Raw genomic sequence first — 22351 nt, 5'->3', positions numbered from 1 at the left:
CATGCAACCGGCGGACTGAAGCGCCGGCGCGAGATTTCAAACCCAAGTGTGATGCCTGCGCATTGCACGCAGGCACCGGCGACTCATACGCGCACGCACCGTTGCGTACGCGGATCTGGAAACGGCGCGGCTCGAAAGCCGCGCCGTCGGTGTGCGACTGACCAGCCTCAGCGCTTGACCGGCTCGCCGTCCACGTCCAGCACCTGCACCTCACCCAGCTTGAGCGCACGCACCGGGGCTTCGATCTTCTTCAGGTCGCCCACGATCACCCAGGTCATCGCGTTGGGCGCGATGATTTCCTTGATGGCCTTCTGCGCGGCCGGCTGGTCGATCGCTTCCAGGCGCGGCTTGAGCGTCTGCACGTAATCGTCGGGGCGGTCGAACTGCACGATGCCTTCGATCGCACCTAGTACCGCGCCGGTGGTTTCGAAGCTGCCGGGCAGGGCGCGGATGCGCTGGTTCTTGATCTTCTCGATCTCGTCGGTGGTCAGCGGCTTGTCGCCGATGATCGCGGTGGCTTCCTTGAGGATCTCGTTGGCCGACTCGGCGGTCTTGTCGGTCTGCACCGGCGCGGAGAACATGTAAGGCCGCTGGCCCTGCGCATCCAGCATGCGGGTACCGGCACCGTAGGCCCAGCGCTTGTTCTCGCGCAGGTTCATGTTCAGGCGCGAGGTGAAGGTGCCGCCGAAGGCGCCGTTGGCCACGCCGATCGCCAGGTTGTCCGGCGCCTTGGTGGACGGTGCGAGCAGGCCGGCGAGAATCACCGACTGCGGCGCATCCGGGCGGTTGATCAGGTACACGCGCGGCTTGGGCTGCGCGGCGACCTGGACCAGGTTCTTCTTCGGCAACGGCGTGGCAGGTGCCTTCCAGTCACCGAAGGCGGCATCCAGCTGCGGGATGATCTGCGCCAGCGTGGTGTCGCCGGCCACCAGGATGCGCAGGTTGTCCGGACGCAGCCACTGGCGGTGGAAGGCCTGCAGGTCCTGGGCGTTGAGGCTCTTGATCGCCGCCTCGGTGCCGCTGCCGGTGAGCGGGATGCCGTAGGGGTGGTTCTGGCCGAACAGCAACGGCGGCAGCGCACGCAGCGCCAGGCTGTTGGGCTGGGTCTTTTCCTGCGCAATGCCGGCCAGCCACTGGCCACGGATGCGCTCGATGTCGGCAGCCTTGAAGGCCGGGTTGCGCACGATGTCGGAGAACAGCTGCAGCGACGGCTGCAACTGGTCGTTGAGCGCATCCAGCGAGGCGCTGCAGCTGTCCAGATCGCAGCCGACCGCCGTGATGGCGCCCAGGCGCTGGCGACGCTGCGCCACTTCCACCGAATCCAGCGCGGCGGTGCTCTCGTTCATCAGCGCGGCGCTGAAGCTGGCGGTACCGAGCTTGTTGCCCTGGTCGGCCGCATACCCGGCATCGAACAGCAGCTCCACCTGGGTGACCGGGATGGTGTGGCGCTCGGCCAGGATCACCTCGACGCCGTTCTTCAACTTGCCGCGCTGCAGCTGCGGGAAGCTCAGGTCGGGGAACTGGCTGGTCTGCGGCACGCCCTTGCTGCGGTCCAGCGTGGAGGCGGTGGTTTTGTATTTGCCAGCGGCCGGCAGCCTGGGCGCCGGCTTGCCGGGTTCTTCGCCACGCGCGACCACCGCCTTGTCTTCGGCGGCGGGGTCGAAGTCCTTGCCGGCCGGCAGCACGGTGAGCAGATAGTCGCCCTTGCCGAACCAGGTGGCCGCGGTCTGCTTGACGCTGTCCACGGTGGCGGCCTGGCCGCGCTGCAGATCCTGCTTGTAGGCGCCCGGGTCGCCGCGGTAGACCTGGCCCTCGGCCAGGATCACCGCCTTGCCACCGAAGCCGCCGACCTTTTCCAGCCCGCGCACGAAGCCGGCGCGGTAGGCCACCTGCGCGCGCTGCAGCTCGTCGGCGGTCGGGCCCTGGGCAATGAACTTCTTGAGCTCCTCGTCGATGATCGCCTCGACCTTGGCCGGGTCCACGCCGTCCTTCACGTCGGCCTGGATCTGCACCTGGCTGGACAGCGCGAACGGCTGGATCGCCGCCGACACGTCATCGACCAGATTGTCCTGGTAGACCAGGCGCTGATACAGCCGCGAGGTCTTGCCGCCGCCGAGCACGGTGGTGGCCAGGTCCAGCTGGATCGCCGCATCGCTGCCCAGCTGCGGTGCGGCCCAGGTGCGGTAGATGCGCGGCTGCGAGACGTGGTCGTGCTGCACGCCACGCTTCTGCGCGGCCAGCGGGGTCACCCACGGCTGCTGGCGCGCCACCGGCTTGCCGGACGGGATGTCGCCGAAATACTGCAGCGCCTTGGCACGCGCCTGCGCCACGGTGATGTCGCCGGCCAGCACCAGGGTGGTATTGGCCGCGCCGTAGTTGTCGTTGAACCACTGTTTGACGTCGGCCAGCGAAGCCGCGTCCAGATCTTCCATCGAGCCGATGGTGTCGTGCTGGTACGGGTGGTTGGCCGGGAACAGGTTGGACAGGATGTTCTGGTCCACGCGGCCGTAGGGGCGGTTCTCGCCCTGGCGCTTCTCGTTCTGTACCACGCCGCGCTGGGTGTCGAGTTCTTCCTGGCCGATCGCGCCGAGCAGGTGGCCCATGCGGTCCGATTCCAGCCACAGCGCGGTGTCCAGCGCGGTGGTCGGCACGGTCTCGAAATAGTTGGTGCGGTCGAACCAGGTGGTGCCGTTCATGTCGGTGGTGCCGACCTTTTCCAGCGGCGCGAAGAAGCTGCCCTTGTTGTTCTCCGAGCCGGAGAACATCAGGTGCTCGAACAGGTGCGCAAAGCCGGTCTTGCCGGCCGGTTCGTCGCCGGAACCGATGTGGTACCAGATGCTCACCGCCACCACCGGCGCCTTGTGGTCTTCGTGCACCACCACGGTCAGGCCGTTGGGCAGGGTGAAGCGGGTGTAGCCGATCTCGGGAATGGCACTGCTGGCCGCGGGCTTGGACAGGCTGGCCGGGGCGGCAGCGACGGCGGGAGCAACGGTACCGGCAGCGACGCCGAGCACACCGGCGATCAACAGGGACAGCGGACGCAGCATGTGACACTCCAGAGCAGGACAATCGGCCGAGGGTAGTGGCTGCCCGGCGGTGTCGCAAATGCTGTCCGGCAGGGGGGCCGGTGCGGCCACCGGCGGGGCGGCGTGCGACGGGACGCCCGGGCCGGCGCGGGTGGGGGTGCGGCAACCACCGGCCCGCCAGCAGGCCCGGCGCACGCACTCAAGTTGATCATCGCCTCGCCGTTACCTGGGGCGACCTACCTTGCCCAGACGTTGCCCGCCGATCACGCCATGACCGTCCTGTTGCCGCCCGTACCCATTCCCGCCGACGACGCCCTGCGCGTGGAGGCGGTGCGTCGGTTGGGGGTGCTGGATACCGAGCCGGAGGCCGAATTCGACGATATCGCCTGGCTGGCGGCCCACATCACCGGCGCCCCGATGGCGCTGGTGTCGCTGCTGGACGCCGACCGCCAGTGGTTCAAGGCGCGTTGTGGCACCGATCTGGAAGGTACCCCGCGCGCGATGTCGTTCTGTTCCTACACGGTGATGGGGACCGAGCTGCTGGAAGTGCCCGATGCGTCGGCCGATCCGCGCTTCGCGCGCAACCCGCTGGTCACTGCTGCGCCAGGGGTACGCTCGTATGCGGGCGTTCCGCTGGTCGGCCGTGAGGGCTATGCCTACGGCACCTTGTGCACGCTCAGCACCCAATCGCGGCTGCTCGACGAAAACCAGAAGCAAGGCCTGATCCGCCTGGCGCGGCAGGCTGTCGGTCAACTGGAGGCGCGTCGCGACCGGTTGGCTGCGCAGGCGCAGCGGCAGACCCTGAGCCGTTTGCTGGAAGCCATGCCCGACGGCGTGGTGTCCTGCGACAGCGACGGGCTGCTGCATGAGTTCAACCACGCCGCACGGCAATGGCACGGCACCGATCCGCGCCTGTTGCCGCCGACGCAATGGGCCCAGCACTTCGATCTCTATAACGCCGACGGCAGTGCGCTGCTGCCCACCGACGCCATCCCGCTGGTGCGCGCCTGGGCCGGCGAGCACGTGCGCAATGCCGAGATGGTGATCCGCGCCACCGGCCAGCCGGCACGCAGCGTGCTGTGCAATGCCGACCCGGTGGTCAGCGACCAGGGCGCGGCATTGGGTGCGGTCTGCGTGATGCACGACATCACCCAGTTGCGCGATGCCTCGGCTGCGCTGGCGGGCGAGCGCGCACGCCTGCAGTCGCTGGTGGACGCCTCGCAGGATGTGGCGATCATCGCGTTCGATCCGAACGGGCGCATCGAATTGTTCAACCCCGGCGCCGAGCGCCTGCTGGGCTACGCGGCCGACGAGGTGTTGGGCCGCTGCCCGGCGCAGTTCCACCTGCCGGCCGAGCTGGAGCGGCACATGGCCACGCTGGCGTTGTCGCCGCCGTCGTACATCAAGCTGGCCGCCGCCGCTGCAGGCGACTTGCTCGAAGAAGAAATCTGGACCCTGGTGCGCAAGGACGGCGGACTGCGGCGCGTCCGGCTGTGCTTCAACATCATCCACGACGCGCAGCAGGGACTGTCCGGCTATCTGGCAATGGCCATCGACGTCACCGCCGAGCTGCAGGCGCAGGCCGCCGCGCAGCTGGCGGCCGAGCACTTCCGCGGTGCGTTCGAAACCGCCCCGCAGGGCATGGCGATCGTCTCGCTGGATGGCGACTGGCGCGACGTCAACCCGTCGCTGTGCAGCATCCTGGGATATCCGCGCGAGCAGCTGTTGCGCACCACCTTCCAGACCATCACTCACCCCGACGATCTGGACATGGACCTGCGCCTGGTGCAGGAACTGATCGACGGCAAGCGCGACAATTACAGCTTGGCCAAGCGCTACATCAGCCAGCAGGGCGCGGTGATCTGGGCGCAGCTGTCGGTGTCGCTGGTGCGCGACAGCAGCGGCGCGCCGGTGCATTTCGTCTCGCAGATCCAGGACGTCACCGAACGCCATGTCGCCGCCGAGCGCCTGGCCGAAAGCGAAGCGCGGCTGCGTGCGATCAGCGATGCCACCCCCACCCTGGTGGGACATTACGATGCCGCACAGCGCTGCCTGTTCGCCAACCAGGCGCATCGCGACTGGCTCGGCGTGGAGCCGGCCAGTCTGGTCGGCTGCGCGATCACCCAGGTACTGGGCGAGGAGCTCGGTGCGGAGGCGCGCGCTGCGCTGGCGCAGGTGAGCGCCGGGCAGCGGGCCCACTTCGAACACGTTCTGCGTGGTGGCGCGACACCGCGCGATGTGGAAATCACCCTGGTGCCGGAAATGCAGGGCGCAACGACGCAGGCGCAGGGATTCTTCCTGATGGCGCAGGATGTCACCGCGCACAAGACCCTGCATCGGCTGATGCACGAGCGCGCGACCCGCGACGCCCTGACCGGCCTGCCCAATCGCCACGCCTGGTCCGAGGCGCTGCAGGTTGCGGTGACCCAGGCGCAACAGCAGCGGTGCGCGGTCGCGGTGATGTTCCTGGATCTGGACGGCTTCAAACGCATCAACGACGTCCACGGCCACCGCGCCGGCGACGCGGTACTGGTCGCCTTCGGCCGCTGCCTGCAGCAGGCGGCCGAAGGCCGCTATCTGGTGGCACGCCTGGCCGGCGACGAATTCGTGGTGCTGCTGGACAACCTGCAGGATCCGCAGACCGAATGCGCCGCCGTGGCAGACCGGATCCGCGCCGCATCGGCGGCGGGCGCCATGTTCGGTGAGCAACATCTGCCGATCCGGTCCAGCATCGGCGTCGCCTGGCAACACGGCCAGCAGGCCGACGCTGCCAGCCTGATGCACGCGGCAGACGAAGCGATGTACGCCGTCAAACGCACCCGCCACGGCAACGACAGCGCCTGCCGCGACGCCGCGCGCTGACGCAGCGCATGCAGCAACACACACTTCTCCAACAGCAGAAGGTGTCCGCAGGGCGGGTGAGGGTAGGGCCTACCCATAAAACCGCGTCAATCGCATCGATGATGGTCACTACCCACGATGTTGAGACCCATTATCTCGGTCGTCTGGAGAGGTGATGCAGGCGATGGATGCATCGATTGCAGAGCGATGATCTGGGGTTTGGCTGCAAGGCCCTTGCCCGCCCACCATCGCAGGACACGCCGCAAGTACGTCCGTGTAGGCTCTTACGCGGCATCCATGCCGCGTAAGGTCCCGCGACGGTGGGCGGACAAGGACCAGTTGAGATGGTCGGTGTGCATGACACAAGCGATGTGCTGTAAGCACTGTTCGGATAATTGCGCGTCGGGTCATCTTCCCAGCGCAAGTCGGCGAGCTTTTCAAGAAAGCAGCCGACCAGCTCTCTGGCGCGGTGTCCTTGCCGATTGCGGGACCCTTGGCGGCATGGATGCCGCCAAGGAGCCTCCATGGACGGATTCACGGCGTGTCCCGCGAGCGGTGAGGGCGCCGCGCGCTCGACTCACCGAGTATCTAATCACGCCTCAACGCCGCCGCGAGTCGAAGCCTTGGTTGCTCTACGCATTGCGCTTCGACTGGCGTGGACAATACGGATAGTTCAGTTGCAGAGCGATGATCTGCGGCTTGGCTGCAGGGCCCTTGCCCGCCTACCATCGCAGGACACGCCGCAAGTACGTCCTTGTAGGCTCTTACGCGGCATCCATGCCGCGTAAGGTCCCGCGACGGTAGGCGGGCAAGGACCCATCGGGATAGTCGGTATGCATGGTTGTGAGCCGTGCACGTTGTGCGGCTGTCTGCTGATCTGCGGTCTGGTCAGCTTTTTTGGATTCGATGACGCGCTTGTTCTGATGCAGATGCGGCTTTCGGGCACGCTTGCCCGAATCCCCGCTCCGCGCCCCAGCCCGCGTTTGCGTCACGCGCGCCAGTGGCGCGCATGCCGTGCCTTCGCGCTCGCAGGGAAAGGCGCTCTACATCCATCCATCAAGCCGCCTGTACCACCGAGCGCCGTTGCGTCAGCGCAGCCTGCTCCGGCACCAACCGGAACACTGCCACTGCGCGGGTCAAATCCGCCGCCTGGTCTTCCATGCTGCGTGCCGCAGCGGTGGCTTCTTCCACCAGCGCTGCGTTCTGCTGGGTCATTTCATCCAGCTGCATCACCGTGGTGCTGACCTGCTCGATGCCTGCGCTTTGCTCGGTGCTGGCGGCGGTGATCTCGGCCATGATGTCGGTCACCCGCTGCACCGAGCTGACCACCTCGGTCATCGTGCTGCCGGCCTGTTGCACCAGGTCCGAGCCCTGCGCCACTTTTTCCACCGAATCGGAGATCAGTTGCTTGATCTCCTTGGCCGCGCCGGCCGAACGCTGCGCCAGCGCGCGCACTTCGGTGGCCACCACCGCAAATCCGCGGCCCTGCTCGCCAGCGCGTGCCGCTTCCACCGCCGCGTTCAAGGCCAGGATGTTGGTCTGGAACGCGATGCCGTCGATCACTCCGATGATGTCGGAAATCCGCGCAGACGATTGCGTGATCGCCTGCATGGTGCTGACCACTTCCTGCACCACGCGGCCGCCACTTTCTGCCACTTCGCCGGTGCCCTTGACCAGCTGATTGGCTTGGCGCGCGTTGTCGGCGTTCTGGCGCACGGTGGAGGTGAGTTCTTCCATCGACGCGGCGGTTTCTTCCAGGTTCGCCGCCTGGTGCTCGGTGCGTGTGGACAGGTCGGCATTGCCGCTGGCGATCTCGCCGGCGGCGGTGTTGATCATCTCGGCCGAGTGCTGGATGCCCTGCACGATGGTGGTCAGCTGGATCGCCGTGCGGTTGGCTGCATTGGCCAGGCGGCCGAATGCGCCTTCGTAATGCGATTCCACCCGCTGCGACAGATCGCCATCGGCAATCGCGGCCATGATGCGGCCGACATCGTCCAGGCCTGCATCGGCCTGCTGCATCAGGCGGTTCAATGCCTGCACCATTTCGGCGAATGCGAACTGGTAGCGCGCCTGCTCGCCGCGTGCGGAGAAGTCGCCGCGTGCGGCCGCGTCGGCCAGGCGTGCGATATCGCTGTTGATCGCCGACAGGTTGCTCTTCACCGTGTCCAGCGCTTCGTGCAGCGCCGCGCGCTGGCCGGGCAGGCGACGCATGTCGCGGCGCAGATCGCCGCGGCCGTACTCGCCCATCAGGTCCATCGCCTCGTTGATGGCATCCAGATGCTCGAACACCACCGTGTTCACGCCATGCGCCAGGGTGCCGTAATCGCCGGGGAAATCCTCCGGAATGCGGTGCGCGATGTTCTCGCCCTGCTGCAGGCGGATCATGGTCTGCATCTCGCCGTTGAAGCGCTGCAACTGGGTCTGCATCTGCTGCATGCTGTGCATCAGCTGGCCGGTTTCGTCGCGCGACTCGACCCGGATATCGTTGTCGAAGCGGCCCGAGGCGATCGCCTCCGCGGTACGCGATGCTGCCCGCAGTGGTGCGGCCATCGCCGAGGCGATCAACCAGCACAGGCCGATCACCATCGCCACCAAGGCGCCGCCGATCAGGGTCAGGGTGCGGGTGAAGCCCCAGGCCTGCACCTGGATGTCTTCGGCGTACACGCCCATCACCAATACCCAGTTCCAGGCCGGAAAGGTTTTGGCATAGCTGATCTTGGGCAGCTGTTCCTGCTTGCCCGGCTTGGGCGCGTCGTAGTAACTGAAGCCGTCGCCGCGCTCGATCGCCGTCTTGATGTCGCGATAGACGTACTGCCCGGCATCGCTCTTGTAGTCGCTCATGTCGGTGCCGACGGCGCGCTTGGGATGCATCAGGATGCGCATCTGCGGGTCGACGATGAAGAAGTAATCCACCCCGTCGTTGGTGCGCATGTCCGCCAGCGTGGTGCGTGCAGCTTCCTTGGCCTGCTCGACCGTCAGTTCGCCGGCCTTGGCCTTGTCTGCGTAGTGCTGCATGACGGTCAGGCCCATCTCCACCTCGGTCTTGACGCTGAGCTTGCGCGCCTCGATCAGGTCCAGGTATTGCAGGCGGGCCGCGGCCACTGCCAGCAGGATCACGCCCACCGTCAACAAGCTGCACAACAGCACGAACTTGCGGGTAAGCGGGAGATTGGCAACGTGACGACGCAACAGGGAGACAACAGGCATGGCAACGGCATCCAGAACGCGCGTAGGGCGCTATGTCATGAATAGCGGCTGATTCACATGCGGGTTGAATGCTAATTGCGGCAGCGTCCGCTTGCGGCAGCTGCAATGTAGGAGCGCCCCCGGGCGCGATGGGGCGTTATCGATAACGCTTCATCGCGTCCGGGGGCGCTCCTGCAAGGTCATGGGCATCGATCCAGCGATCGATGGGTGACGCGACATTGGTGACTTGCAGACTGTCGGCAGCTTGCAAGGTAATGGCGGACACGCACTACGTGCCCGCCGTATTGCATCAGCCGGCCGCGCAGAAGCCGAATTCGGCCGTCGCACCGGCGGCCAGGGTGCGGTTGAAGTCCACCCCGCTGGCCTTGAGCGTGCTGCCGCTCTGCGACCAGGTGACGTTCCAGGCGTTGTTGACAGTGCCGGTGACCGGCAGCGCGATCGCCCAGGTGCCGCTGGCGGTGCCGGTGTTGGTGACCTGCACGCGATTGCAGTAGCCACCGTTCCACTGGCTGTCCACGCTCACCTTGGTGCTGAAGCTGCCGCTGGGTGTCGGCGTCGGAGTGGGAGTAGGTGTGGGCGTCGGCGTGGTGCTGCTCACCGTGCCCCACAGCGTCCGTAGCAGCGCCATCTTGTCTTCGCGCACGCTGGTCCAGTCGTCGCGCAGGATGCCGCCGGTGTCGCCGCTGTTGGGATTCCACGACCAGTAGAAGCCCTCGTTGATGCCCTTGCTGCGCAGGTACTTCACCAGCGCGTCCTGCCAGACCTTGTCGCGTGCGTCGCCTTCACCGTACTTGCCGCCGAATTCGCCCAGCAGCAGCGCATACGTGCCGGCGAACTGGCCAAAGTGACGGTCCCAGATCGCCGGCATGTTGTTGGGGAAGTTGCTGTCGTTGAAGTACGCCTGCGCGTACACGTCCGGCCCGTACACATGCGGTGCCAGCAGCAGCCGGTTGGCCGGAATGTTCAGCGGGGTGCAGGCCAGCGGCTGCAGGTTGCCGCCCCAGAAGATGCCGCCATTGGTCGAGCAGACCGGATTGTCGGTGATGCCTTCCACCGCGATGATCCACTTCGGCGCCACCGCCAGTACTGCGGCCGAGCCGCGCTCGGCGGCCTTGTTCCAGTCGGTGGCCGCGTTGCCGGTGCCCCAGGTGGCGGCACCGTGCGGCTCGTTCTTCAGGTCCAGGCCGATCACGCTGGGCACGTTCTTGTAGCGGTTGGCGACAAAGCGCAGATCGTCCAGCCACTGTGCTTCGGAATACGAGCCGGTGTACCAGAGCTCGGAGATGGCGGCGCAATCGGGGGTGTGGTGATCCAGCAGCACATACATGCCGCGCGCGTTGAATTCGTTGATCACCTTGTCCAGGATCTGCAGCGAGCTCAGACCCTGCAGATCGGCATTGAGGCTGTAATCGATGCTGGTCGGCATCGTGCTGCTGCGCAGGGTGGCCGGGCAGAACGGCAGACGCACGGCGTTGAAGCCCAGGCCCTGCATCTGGTTGATCATGTCCTTCCAGTTGCGTGCCCACAGACCGTGCATGACATGGTTGCCGGTCTCGAAGCCGAACACGTTGACGCCCTTGAGCTGGACCACCTTGCCGCTGTCGTCGACAATCTTGTTGTTGCTGATGGAGTAGCTGAAGGCCGGTGCGGCGGCGAGCGCCAGCGCGGTGGCCAGTGCGAGCGTACTGGCAGTCCTGAAAATGGACATGGTCATCTCCCTAGCGAACCCGGCTCGACACCCGAACCCGGTGAGGGGGGCATCTTGGTCCGCGGCCGCATCGTTTGGCGTGATCCGGACCACAGAAAGGCGCATTGCCGCACCGGTCACACGCAGGCTGCGGGCCGGGTCGCTTTCGCGCACACTATCGCCGCTGTCGCCTGTCCGCAGGCTGTCCTTTCTGTCCCCGGAGTGTCTTCCAATGTCCTTTCTGCGTGCCGAACTGGCGCAATGGCGCGCCTCGCCTGCGCGCGAACTGATGGCCGGTGCGGTCGCTACCTTTGCGCTGATTCCCGAAGTGATCGCTTTTGCGTTCGTGGCTGGCGTCGACCCGCAAGTAGGGTTGTTCGCGTCGTTCGTGATCGGCATTGTCATCGCGTTCTTCGGCGGCCGCCCGGCGATGATTTCCGCTGCGGCCGGGTCGGTGGCCCTGGTGGCCGCACCGCTGGTGGCCGCACACGGCTTGCCCTATCTGCTGGCGGCCGGGCTGCTGGCCGGTGCGGTGCAGATCCTGTTCGGTCTGTTGCGGCTGGGCGTGCTGATGCGCTTTGTCAGCAGTTCGGTGCGCACCGGCTTCGTCAATGCGCTGGCGGTGCTGATCTTCGCCGCGCAGCTGCCGCATCTGCAGCACGCCAACCTGGCCACCTGGGGCATGTTGGCGTTGGGCCTGCTCATCATCTACGGCCTGCCGCGGCTGCCGCTGCCGGGCGTGTCGGCAATCCCTTCGCCGCTGCTGTGCATCCTGGTGCTGACGGTGCTGGGCTCAGCGTTGCACCTGCCACTGGAGACGGTGGCCGACCTGGGCAAGCTGCCCAACGCACTGCCGGTCCTGCAATGGCCGGCGGTGCCGCTGACGCTGGAGACCTTGCGCATCATCGCCCTGCCGGCGCTGGCCATCGCGATGGTGGGGCTGCTCGAATCGCTGATGACTGCACGCGTGGTCGACGAACTCACCGACACCCCGAGCAACAAGAACCGCGAGTGCACCGGGCTGGGTCTGGCCAACACCGCTGCCAGCCTGTTCGGCGGCATCGCCGGCTGCGGCATGATCGGGCAGACCGTGGGCAACGTGAAATACGGCGGGCGCGGCCGTCTCTCCACCCTGTTCGCCGGGGTGTTCCTGCTGATCCTGATGGTGCTGCTCAAGCCGTGGGTCTCGCAGGTACCGGTGATCGCGCTGGTGGCGATCATGGTGATGGTCTCGGCCGAGACTTTCGACTGGCGTTCGCTGCGCACCGTGGTCACCCATCCGCGCACCTCCAGCGTGGTGATGCTGGCCACCGTGGCGGTGACCCTGGTCACCCGCAACCTGGCCGCCGGGGTGGCGGTGGGAGTGGTATTGAGCGGGGTGTTCTTCACCTTCAAGGTGGCCGGGCTGCTGCAGATCACGCACAGCGACGGCGACGACGGCGTGCGTACCTACCACGTGCGCGGGCAGGTGTTCTTCGCCTCGGCCGACGTGTTCATCGACGCCTTCGACGCGCGCCAGGTGCCCGGCCGGGCAGTGGTGATCGACGTCGGCCGCGCGCATTTCTGGGACATCACCGCGGTGGCGGCGCTGGACAAGGTGGTGCAGCGGCTGCGTCATCATGGGCTGGACGTCCAGGTCAAAGGGCTGAATGCCGGCAGCCGGCGCCTGATGCAGGCGCACGCGCTGGGCGACGATGCGCTGGAGTCCGCACTGCCGTAAGCGCGCTGGTGCGCCGGCCGGTCGTGCGCCTGCACATCCGTGTACGCCGGCTGGCCGTGCGCTGCGCCGGCCGGCGGGCGGACTCAAGTTCGCGCGTTCAGCGCCGATGAACCGGCATCGAGACTGCCGGTAACCCGTCGTGATGCCAGTGCGTTCCAGCCCGAGAGGTGTGCCCGCGTGCCGTGACCGGCGCTGCGGGCCTGCGTCTGCACGCGGGATGGTGCGGCAATGACCACGGCACCGTTGCTGGAACGCATGGTGGACCTGACCGCCATCCGCGATGCCGATCTGCTCGACCTGAGTCTGCTGCGCACCATGCGCGAGGTCTGTGCGTCCGAGGAACTGTCGTTGCTGCGCATCGCGCCAGACGGCCGCACCATGGCCGAAACGCGGCTGCGCGAGGATGGCCGGCTGTCGCTGACGGTGGCCGACATCCACGACGCGCAGATGCGTGCACAACTGGCCGACCTGCATGGGTCGGGCGATGTGGTGCAGTTGCAGCAGGACGGCCGCGCGCTGCTGGTGTACCCGATGATGGAGGCACGCGGCATCCGCACCTGCCTGCGCGTGGGCGGCTCGCGCGCACCCGGCGCCGCCGAACAGGTGATGCTGCAGGGCTTTGCGCGTTTTTTCCAGAATTACCGCAGCCTGCTCGACGATGCCCAGCGCGATGCGTTGACCGGCCTGCGCAACCGCAAGACCTTCGACGATGTGATCCTGCGCCTGTTCGCCGGTGGTGCGGATGCAGCTGCCAGCGAAGGCGTGTGGCTGGGGATCGTTGACATCGATCACTTCAAGCGCGTCAACGACAGCTTCGGCCACCTGTACGGCGACGAGGTGCTGTTGCTGGTTGCGCAGTTGATGCAGCGCTGCTTCCGCCAGGACGATCTGCTGTTCCGCTTCGGCGGCGAGGAGTTCGTGATCGTGTTGCGCGGCGTGGACCGCGACACCGCGGTGAGTCTGTTCGAGCGCTTCCGTATGGCGGTGGCCGAGCAGGTGTTTCCGCAGGTCGGCAAGGTCACGCTCAGTACCGGCATCGTCGAGCTCACCGACGGCCAGTTGATCAGCCAGCTGCTCGACGAGGCCGACAAGGCGCTGTACTGGGCAAAGCAGCACGGCCGCAATCGCACCGAGGTCTACGCCGAACTGGTGGCGAGCGGAAAGATGCAGCAGGTCGCCCAGCAGGTCGGCAGCGTCGACCTGTTCTGAGCGGCAGTGGCGCTGGCGCGACGGCGGGCATCGCCTGTCGTCGTGCATAGCCGATCGAACGCCGCAGTGGCTACACTCCAGGGCTGTTCGGACACTACCTGGGTGCTGCAGTGAAGCGAGTTGTTACCAAACGCGTTGCAATGGGAATGCTGGCGATGGCGGTCTCGACCGCACTGATGGCGGCGACGCCGAGCTTCGATGGCGCGCGCATCTCGCGCGACGTCAAGGAGCTGGCCTCCGATGCCTATGAAGGCCGTGGCCCGGCCACCGCCGGCGAGGAAAAGACCATTGCCTACCTGAGCAAACAGTTCGCCGACGCCGGCCTGCAGCCGGGCGGCGATCTGACCGACGGCAAGCGCGCCTGGACCCAGGCGGTGCCGCTGCGCCGCGCCGATATCGTCGGCACGCCGACCATCGCCCTGCAGCATGCCGGCAAGCCGCAGGCGCTGACCCAGGGCAAGCAGATCGCCATCCGCGCCGCGCTGGACGGCTCGTCCAAGGTCGACATCGCCAACGCACCGCTGGTGTTCGTCGGCTACGGCGTCAAGGCGCCGGAGCGCGACTGGGACGACTTCAAGGGCGTGGACCTGAAGGGCAAGATCGCGGTGGTGCTGATCAACGACCCGGATTTCGAAACCGGCAAGGGCGCCTTCGACGGCGCCGGCATGACCTACTACGGCCGCTGGACCTACAAGTACGAAGAAGGCGCCCGCCAGGGCGCGCTCGGCGTGCTGGTGGTGCACGAAACCGCGCCCGCCTCCTATGGATGGGACACCGTGGCCAGCTCCAACACCAACACCATGTTTGACGTGGTGCGCGACAACCCGCGTGCCGCGCATCCCACCCTGGAAGGCTGGATCCAGCGCGATCTGGCCGCCGACCTGTTCAAGCAGGCCGGGCTGAATTTCGACACCTTGAAGAAGCAGGCGCAGACGCGCGGCTTCAAGCCGGTGGAACTCAAGGGCCAGGGGCTGAGCGCCAGCTACCAGGTCAAATCCGACGTGATCACCTCGCACAACGTGGTCGCACGGCTGCCAGGCAGCACGCATCCGGATGAAACGCTGATCTACAGCGCGCATTGGGACCACATCGGCGTCGGCAAGCCGGACGCACGCGGTGACACCATCTTCAACGGCGCGCTGGACAATGCCAGCGGCACCGCCGCACTGCTGGAGCTGGCGCGCGGCTTTGCCGCCGGCCCCAAGCCGCAGCGCTCGGTGGTGTTCCTGGCGGTCACCGCCGAAGAAAAGGGCCTGCTGGGCTCGGAGTTCTACGCCTCCAAGCCGCTGTATCCGCTGGACACCACCGTGGCGGTGATCAACATGGACGGCATGAGCCCGTTCGTGCCATCGCGTGATTTCGGCATCTACGGCACCGCAAAACTCGAATTGCTCGATCAGCTCAAGACCGTCGCCGGCCAGTGGAAGCTGCGCTACACGCCCGATCCCAAGCCGCAGGCGGGGTACTTCTTCCGCTCGGACCATTTCTCCTTCGCCAAGCGTGGCGTGCCGGCGCTGTCCTACGCGGCCGGGCAGGATTGGGAAGTGGGCGGCGTGGCCGCGGGCAAGGCCGCCTCCGACGACTACACCGCCAAGCGCTATCACCAGCAGGGCGACGAGTGGAAGCCGGACTGGACCTTCGCCGGTGCGGCGCGCGATCTGGGCGTGCTGTACGCGCTGGGCCAGCAACTGGCCGATTCGCGCCAGTGGCCGAACTGGAGCAACGATTCGGAGTTCCGCGCCACCCGCGACGCCAGCGAGGCTGCGCGCAAGTAACACCGGCCGATACAGCGGCAGCGCTTCCGTCAGGCGGCGCTGCTGTTGTTCGATGCGGCATGTGCGCATGCCGCCTCCTGCCTACAGCCATGTGCCCGGTGCTTGCAGGTCTGGTCGGCTAGTTCAAGGCCGAGGCCGCGGGCGTCTGCGCGCGCTCGGGTGCCACGCATGCGTCGCTCGCAGAGCGGCTGAAAGCAGGGTTGATCCCTTGGGCCAGTGCTCACTCACGGGCGAGAGACGAAGGCGCAGAGCAGTTGATCTGCGCCTTGGCTGCAAGGCCCTTGCCCGCCCACCCTCGCGGGACACGCCGCAAGTACGTCCGTGTAGGCTCTTACGCGGCATCCATGCAGCGTAAGAGCCTGCGACGGTGGGCGGGCAAGGACCACCGGAGATGGTCGGTGGGCACGGTGCAAGCAAGGCACGATGCATTCAACGACGCGGCTCAACGTCTGATGTCCATCGCTCGACCAACAGCTTTTCACCTGGCCACCGACCAACTCCCCGGTGCGGTGTCCTTGCCGGCGATTACAGGCGCAACGCAGCCTTCGTGCACTGCGCCGACGTGGGCCAAGCCCGACATCGCTTATTCCGATACACCATGACGCGCGGCAGAATGCCTTAGATCCGCTCAGCCCATCGCCTTGATCGCGCGCGCCGGCAGGCTGGCGCTGCAACCGATTGCAGGTCCTGGCACATCACTTGCACTTGTCTGACATGACAGTGCGGTTTGCCGCCCGTGACAGCACGCGTGCCAGGCTGCAATCTGTTGGGGTAGCGTTCGGTCGCTGCGGCGTAGTCTGCCGCGCGGTCCTCGTCGGGTGGGGCGAAGACTGCAGCGCGGCCTTCGTTTCCTTTAACGGTCGATTCTTTAAGATGAGCCGCGACGTCATCGTCGCAGCCAGGAGAGCTTGTGCATCGGAGTGGTCTTAGAGCTGCCAATTCTGCGACGTGGTCCCGCACTGCCGGGCTCGCCCGGACTGCGGTGCATGCGGCGACGTCGCCACGCGTAGCGGGTAGGGATCTCCCGCGTCAGCCCACACTGCCGCGATCGTGCGGCGGGCAGCCTTGATGGACGGCACTGTGACTCTTTCCCCCGCACCAACCGATCTTCCCCCCGTTTCCGCCCTCGACGCCGGTCAGCCCACGCTGCCACCGGAAGCGCCGCTGGCCATGCCCGAGCAATCCCTGCGCGAAGGCCGTCTGCAGGTGCCGCATCAGCGCACCGCGCCGGTCGGCATCGGCGTGCGGCGTTTCTATCTGATCGGCGGCACCTTCGCTACTACCGCCGTGGCGGTGTGGGTGATGCTCAGCGTGTTGTGGCCCGATGGCCTCAGCGTGCTGGAAGGCTGCCTGCTCGGCCTGTTCGTGCTGCTGTTCGCCTGGATCGCGATGTCCTTCGCCAGCGCGGTGGCCGGTTTCGTCACCGTGGTGGCGCGCGCCGGACGCAAGCTCGGCATCGACCCGGAAGCGCCGCTGCCGACCCTGCACACGCGCACCGCGTTGCTGATGCCCACCTATAACGAAGACCCGCGCCGGCTGCTGGCCGGCCTGCAGGCGATCTACGAATCGGTGGCCGAAACCGGCCAGCTGGAGCATTTCGACTTCTTCGTGCTCAGCGATACCACCCGCGAACACATCGGCCGTGCCGAAGAACTGGTGTACAACGAGCTGTGCGACCGCGTCGACGGACACGGGCGCATCTTCTACCGCCGCCGCGCCGACAATGCCGCGCGCAAGGCCGGCAATGTCGCCGACTGGGTGCGCCGTTTCGGCGGCAACTACCCGCAGATGCTGATCCTGGACGCCGACAGCGTGATGACAGGCGACACCATCGTGCGGCTGGTCGCCGGCATGGAAAACAACCCGGACGTGGGCCTGATCCAGACCCTGCCGGCGGTGGTCAACGGGCAGACCCTGTTCGCCCGCATGCAGCAGTTCGGCGGGCGCGTATACGGGCCGATCATCGCCTTCGGCGTGGCCTGGTGGCACGGCGCCGAGAGCAACTACTGGGGCCACAACGCCATCATTCGCACCCAGGCCTTCGCCGATCACGCCGGCCTGCCGTCGCTGCGCGGGCGCAAGCCGTTCGGCGGGCATGTGCTCAGCCACGACTTCGTCGAGGCGGCGCTGATGCGGCGTGGCGGCTGGGCCATGCACATGGTGCCCTACCTGCAGGGCAGCTATGAGGAAGGCCCGCCCACGCTGACCGACCTGCTGATCCGCGACCGCCGCTGGTGCCAGGGCAACCTGCAGCACGCCAAGGTGGTGGGCGCCAAGGGCCTGCACTGGATCAGCCGCATGCACATGCTGATCGGCATCGGGCATTACTTCACTGCGCCGATGTGGGGCCTGCTGATGCTGATCGGCATCGGCATTCCGCTGGCCGGTGGCGGGATCGATCTGGCCGGCGACCTGCCGTTCTCGCCCGCCCGTTACTGGCATGGCAGCAGCCAGGGCAACGCGATCTGGATCTTCGTCTGCACCATGTTCGTGCTGCTGGCGCCCAAGCTGCTGGGCTATATCGCGCTGCTGCTCAACCCGCGCGAGTTGCGCGCCTGCGGCGGCGCGATCCGCGCGCTGCTGAGCATCCTGCTGGAAACGGTGCTGGCGGCGCTGATGGCGCCGGTGGTGATGTACCTGCAGTCGCGCGGCGTGTTCGAGGTGCTGGCCGGCAAGGATTCGGGCTGGGATGCGCAGGTGCGCGACGACGGCAAGCTGTCGTGGCCGGCGCTGTTGCGCAGCTACGGCGGGCTGACCGTGTTCGGCCTGTTCATGGGCGCGGTGGCCTATACGGTGTCGCCATCGCTGGCGGCCTGGATGGCGCCAGTGATCGTGGGCATGGCGGTGTCGATCCCGGTGGTGGCTGTGACCTCGTTGCGCCGCACCGGCCTGGCCCTGCGCCGCGCCGGCATCTTCTGCATTCCCGAAGAGCTCGATCCGCCCAAGGTACTGGTGCGTGCGGCCGAGCTGCGCCGTGCCGCCGCACTGGAGCCGTCGCTGATCTGAGCGCGCAGGCGGCGCATGGCTGGATCGGTGCGCGTTGCGATCTGCGCGTCTGTCGCGCCGGGGCAGCGGCGAGCACCAAGCGGCGAGAGCGGTCGGGCTGTCCGGCTCGGCCGGCCCGTGATCGGTCTGGCCGATGGCGCAAGGCATAATGCTCGGCCCGCAAGCGGAGCTGCACAATGCTGGAAGTGATCGAACGCGAGACCGGACCGAACCCGCAATGGACCGTGCTGTGGCTGCACGGCCTGGGCGCCGATGGCAGCGACTTCGCCCCGATGGTGCCGGAACTGGTGCGCCCGGACTGGCCGGCGCTGCGCTTCGTGTTTCCGCATGCGCCGATCCGCCCGATCACCATCAACAACGGCGTGCGCATGCGCGGCTGGTACGACATCGTCGGCATGGATTTCGCCACACGCGCCGACAAGGCCGGCATCGCCGAATCGGTGGCCCAGGTCGAGGCATTGATCGCCCATGAGCAATCCCGCGGCATCGCCCCCGAGCGCATGCTGCTGGCCGGGTTCTCGCAAGGCGGCGCGGTGACCCTGGCGGTCGGGCTGCAGCGCAGCGTACCGCTGGCCGGGTTGATCGCCCTGTCCACCTATCTGCCCGAGCCGGCGGCGGCCGCCAGCCAGCTGCAGCCGGTCGCTGCCCGCCAACCTGTGTTCATGGCCCACGGCACCGCCGACCCGGTGGTGCCGTTCGGTGCCGGCCAGGCCAGCATGCAGACCCTGCGCACGCTCGGTTTCGAACTGGACTGGCACACCTACCCAATGGGCCACCAGGTCTGCCTGGAAGAGATCGAAGCCTTGCGCACCTGGATGCAGGCGCGCTTCACCGCCGCCTGAGGCCATGGCCCAGCACGCGCCCCAGACCGCCTGGATGCCGGACCTGTGCCGGCTGCCGCGGTTGGGCGCCATGCTGGGCCTGGCCGAACTGGTGGTGCTGGTGGTGACCCTGGTGCCCGACGCCGGTGCGGCGCGCAGTATCACCCTGTCGCGCTTTGTCTCTGCCAGCGGCCTGGCGCTATGGCTGGCGCTGGCGGTCAGCGTGCTGCTATGCGTGCTGCGGCCGGCGTTGTCGCGGCTGCCGCCACGGGTGGGCGGGCTGGCCGCGCTGTCGATCGCCGCGGTGGTGGCGATGCTCGGCGCCGGAATCGTGCACGCCCTGTACGCGGCGCTCGACCAGGCCCCGCTCGGTCCCCTGGTCGGCTTCTGGCGCTTCACCCTGGGCAGCGCGGCGACGGTGGTGCTGATCACCGCGCTGGCATTGCGCTACTTCTACGTCAGCGACCGCTGGGAAGCGCAGGTGCAGGCCAATGCGCGTGCCCAGGCCGATGCCTTGCAGGCACGCATCCGTCCGCATTTCCTGTTCAACAGCATGAATCTCATCGCCAGCCTGCTGCGCCGCGACCCGGTGGTAGCCGAGCAGGCGGTGCTGGACCTGTCGGATCTGTTCCGCGCCGCGCTCGGTGCCGGCGAAGGCATGTCCAGCCTGCGTGCCGAATGCGAACTGGCCGAACGCTACCTGGCGATCGAATCGCTGCGCCTGGGCGAGCGCCTGCAGGTGCGCTGGCACCGGCAGGAGCCGTTGCCGTGGGAGCTGCCGATGCCGCGCCTGGTGCTGCAGCCGCTAGTGGAAAACGCCGTGCTGCACGGCGTCTCGCGCATGCCCGAGGGCGGCACGCTGTACCTGTCGCTGCGCCAGCGCGGCAACCAGTTGCAGATCCGTATCGTCAATCCGGCCCCGCAGCCGGGCACCCAGTTGCCGCTGGTGGCCGGGGCCGGGCATGCCCAGGCCAGCATCTCGCACCGGCTGGCGTTCCAGTTCGGGGCCGGGGCACGGATGGCGGCCAGCTGGGCCGAGGGCTACTATGCCTGTGAGATCACATTGCCGCTGTCGTGACGGGGGAGTCGCTGCAGCGAAGGGGGATGTCCATGACGGCCACGCAAGTGCGGGTGCTGATCGCCGATGACGAGCCGCTGGCGCGCGAGCGCCTGCGCCTGCTGCTGGGCGAACATCCGCATGTCGAAGTGATCGGCGAGGCCGAAAACGGCCAGCAGGTGCTGCAGCAGTGCCATCACCTGCATCCGGACCTGGTGTTGCTGGACATCGCCATGCCCGGCGTCGACGGCCTGGAAACCGCGCGCCTGCTGCGCCAGAGCCAGCCGCAGCCAGCGGTGGTGTTCTGCACCGCCTACGACCAGCACGCATTGTCGGCCTTCGATGCCGCCGCGCTGGACTACCTGATGAAACCGGTGCGCCCCGAACGCCTGGCTGCCGCACTGGAAAAGGTGGCCACCTTCCTGGCCGGGCGCGCCCCCAGCGCCACGCCGCCGCCGTTGCGCACGCATCTGTGCGCACGCCTGCGTGGCAGCCTGCGGCTGATCGCCATCGGCGACATCCGCTACCTGCAGGCCGAGGAAAAGTACGTCATCGTCCACCACGCCCGCGGCGAGGACCTGATCGAAGAGTCGCTCAAATCGCTGGAAGACGAATTCGCCGACCGCCTGGTGCGCATCCACCGCAATTGCCTGGTCGCGCGCGCCGAGCTGGTGGAACTGCGCCGCAGCGGCGATGGTCAGGTGCACGCGGTGCTGCGCAATGTGCCGCACCCGCTGGAAGTGAGCCGCCGCTGCGTGGCCAGCCTGCGCGAGCAATTGCGTTAGGGCGTGACCTGTCACGTGTGGTGAGGTGCGTTGCTCGGTCGCGGCACTGTGCTGCGGTCGCCGGCGTGCGCCCCAGGTAGGAGTTACGCGCCCGGTCCGTGATAATGGCCCGATGACCACGCTCCGCATCGCTACCCGTAAGAGCCCGCTCGCCCTCTGGCAGAGCGAACACGTCGCCGCCGCGCTGCGCCAGCACCACCCCGGGCTGGAGGTCGCGCTGGTGCCGATGAGCACCCGCGGCGACGAGGTGCTGGACCGTTCGCTGGCCGCGATCGGCGGCAAGGGCCTGTTCCTGAAGGAGCTGGAGCTGGCGATGTTGCGCGGCGAGGCCGATTGCGCGGTGCATTCGCTCAAGGATGTGCCGATGGAGCTGGACGCGCCCTTCGTGCTGCCGGCGATCATGGAGCGCGGCGATGCCGCCGATGCATTGGTGTCCAATCTCTATGCCAACCTGCAGGCGCTGCCGCTGGGCGCACGCGTGGGCACCTCCTCCTTGCGGCGTCAGGCGCAGCTGCGCGCGGCCCGCCCGGATCTGGAATTGATCGACCTGCGCGGCAACGTCAACACCCGCCTGGCCAGGCTCGATAACGGCGGTTACGACGCCATCGTGCTGGCCTGCGCCGGCCTGCAGCGGCTGGGACTGGATGCGCGCATCACCGCGCGTCTGGACGTCCCGGACTGGCTGCCGGCACCGGCCCAGGGCGCGGTGGCGGTGGAATGCCGTGGCGACGATGCGCGTATCCATGGCCTGCTGGCAGTGCTGGACGCCGGCCGCACGCGCGCCTGCGTGGAAGCGGAGCGGGCGATGAATCGCGCGCTGCACGGCAGTTGCCATGTGCCGGTGGCGGCATTCGCGCGTTGGGAAGGGCAGGGCCTGTTCCTGCAGGGCATGGTGGGCAGCGCCAGCGATGGACGCCTGATCCACGCCGAGGCGCACGGCAGCGCCGACGACACCGAGGCCCTCGGCCGCCTGGTCGCGCAAGGCCTGTTCGACAAGGGCGCCGCGCAGCTGCTGGCCGAGCTGTAACGCGCCGTCGCGTCAACGTGTAACGTGACCGACATCGACGCCGAGGCGCAAGCTCCAGACCTGGCCGCGACGCACGCAATGCCCGCCCCCACGCAACCCCCGCTCCTCGTAGGAGCGGCCCCGGCCGCGAGAGGCTTTACCGGGAACTCCCTCGCGGCCAGGGCCGCTCCTACCGCTCGCGGTTGCGTAG

General features: G+C 67.5%; 12 protein-coding genes. 9 read left to right on the top strand and 3 right to left on the bottom strand.

Annotation, left to right across the window (positions count from 1 at the left end):
• Positions 1-167: 167 nt before the first annotated feature.
• Complete coding sequence (locus GGR73_RS12930) at positions 168-3047, bottom strand: M16 family metallopeptidase (protein ID WP_184457242.1); 2880 nt, start codon at positions 3045-3047, stop codon at positions 168-170.
• A 102-nt stretch (positions 3048-3149) separates the two neighbouring features.
• Between GGR73_RS12930 and GGR73_RS12925 the strand changes: the two genes are divergently transcribed.
• The gene (locus GGR73_RS12925) at positions 3150-5888 is read left to right on the top strand and encodes a PAS domain S-box protein (RefSeq protein WP_456362954.1); all 2739 of its coding nucleotides are present in this window, start codon (positions 3150-3152) and stop codon (positions 5886-5888) included.
• Positions 5889-6923: 1035 nt separating this feature from the next.
• Here the strand turns inward: GGR73_RS12925 and GGR73_RS12920 are convergent.
• Together GGR73_RS12920 and GGR73_RS12915 are read right to left on the bottom strand one after the other, a co-directional pair.
• The gene (locus GGR73_RS12920; protein ID WP_179465000.1) at positions 6924-9056 is read right to left on the bottom strand and encodes a methyl-accepting chemotaxis protein; all 2133 of its coding nucleotides are present in this window, start codon (positions 9054-9056) and stop codon (positions 6924-6926) included.
• A gap of 307 nt (positions 9057-9363) precedes the next feature.
• On the bottom strand, positions 9364-10782 hold the full coding sequence (locus GGR73_RS12915) for a cellulase family glycosylhydrolase (protein ID WP_184457238.1): 1419 nt from the start codon (positions 10780-10782) through the stop codon (positions 9364-9366).
• 211 nt (positions 10783-10993) lie between these two features.
• Here GGR73_RS12915 and GGR73_RS12910 point away from each other — a divergent pair, with 211 nt between their 5' ends.
• From GGR73_RS12910 to hemC, 8 genes are all read left to right on the top strand, one after another.
• Entirely contained in the window at positions 10994-12481 is a 1488-nt protein-coding gene (locus tag GGR73_RS12910) for a SulP family inorganic anion transporter (protein WP_065032137.1), read from the top strand.
• Positions 12482-12709: 228 nt separating this feature from the next.
• Positions 12710-13690, top strand: coding sequence for a GGDEF domain-containing protein (locus GGR73_RS12905; RefSeq protein ID WP_184457236.1), 981 nt, complete (start codon positions 12710-12712; stop codon positions 13688-13690).
• Positions 13691-13836: 146 nt separating this feature from the next.
• The gene (locus tag GGR73_RS12900) at positions 13837-15465 is read left to right on the top strand and encodes a M28 family metallopeptidase (RefSeq protein WP_184457459.1); all 1629 of its coding nucleotides are present in this window, start codon (positions 13837-13839) and stop codon (positions 15463-15465) included.
• A gap of 1068 nt (positions 15466-16533) precedes the next feature.
• Positions 16534-18471, top strand: coding sequence for a glucans biosynthesis glucosyltransferase MdoH (mdoH, locus tag GGR73_RS12895; protein ID WP_039811277.1), 1938 nt, complete (start codon positions 16534-16536; stop codon positions 18469-18471).
• A gap of 176 nt (positions 18472-18647) precedes the next feature.
• Entirely contained in the window at positions 18648-19313 is a 666-nt protein-coding gene (locus GGR73_RS12890) for an alpha/beta hydrolase (protein ID WP_024937791.1), read from the top strand.
• A 4-nt stretch (positions 19314-19317) separates the two neighbouring features.
• The gene (locus GGR73_RS12885) at positions 19318-20370 is read left to right on the top strand and encodes a sensor histidine kinase (protein WP_024937790.1); all 1053 of its coding nucleotides are present in this window, start codon (positions 19318-19320) and stop codon (positions 20368-20370) included.
• 32 nt (positions 20371-20402) lie between these two features.
• The gene (locus GGR73_RS12880; RefSeq protein WP_016903806.1) at positions 20403-21134 is read left to right on the top strand and encodes a LytR/AlgR family response regulator transcription factor; all 732 of its coding nucleotides are present in this window, start codon (positions 20403-20405) and stop codon (positions 21132-21134) included.
• Between the two features lie 112 nt (positions 21135-21246).
• Positions 21247-22161: a hydroxymethylbilane synthase gene (gene hemC, locus GGR73_RS12875; protein WP_065032133.1), complete on the top strand. Its 915-nt coding sequence runs from the start codon at positions 21247-21249 to the stop codon at positions 22159-22161.
• Positions 22162-22351: the final 190 nt, after the last annotated feature.

The organism is Xanthomonas sp. F14 (genome assembly GCF_014199865.1).
This window is presented reverse-complemented; position numbering and strand designations above follow the sequence as displayed.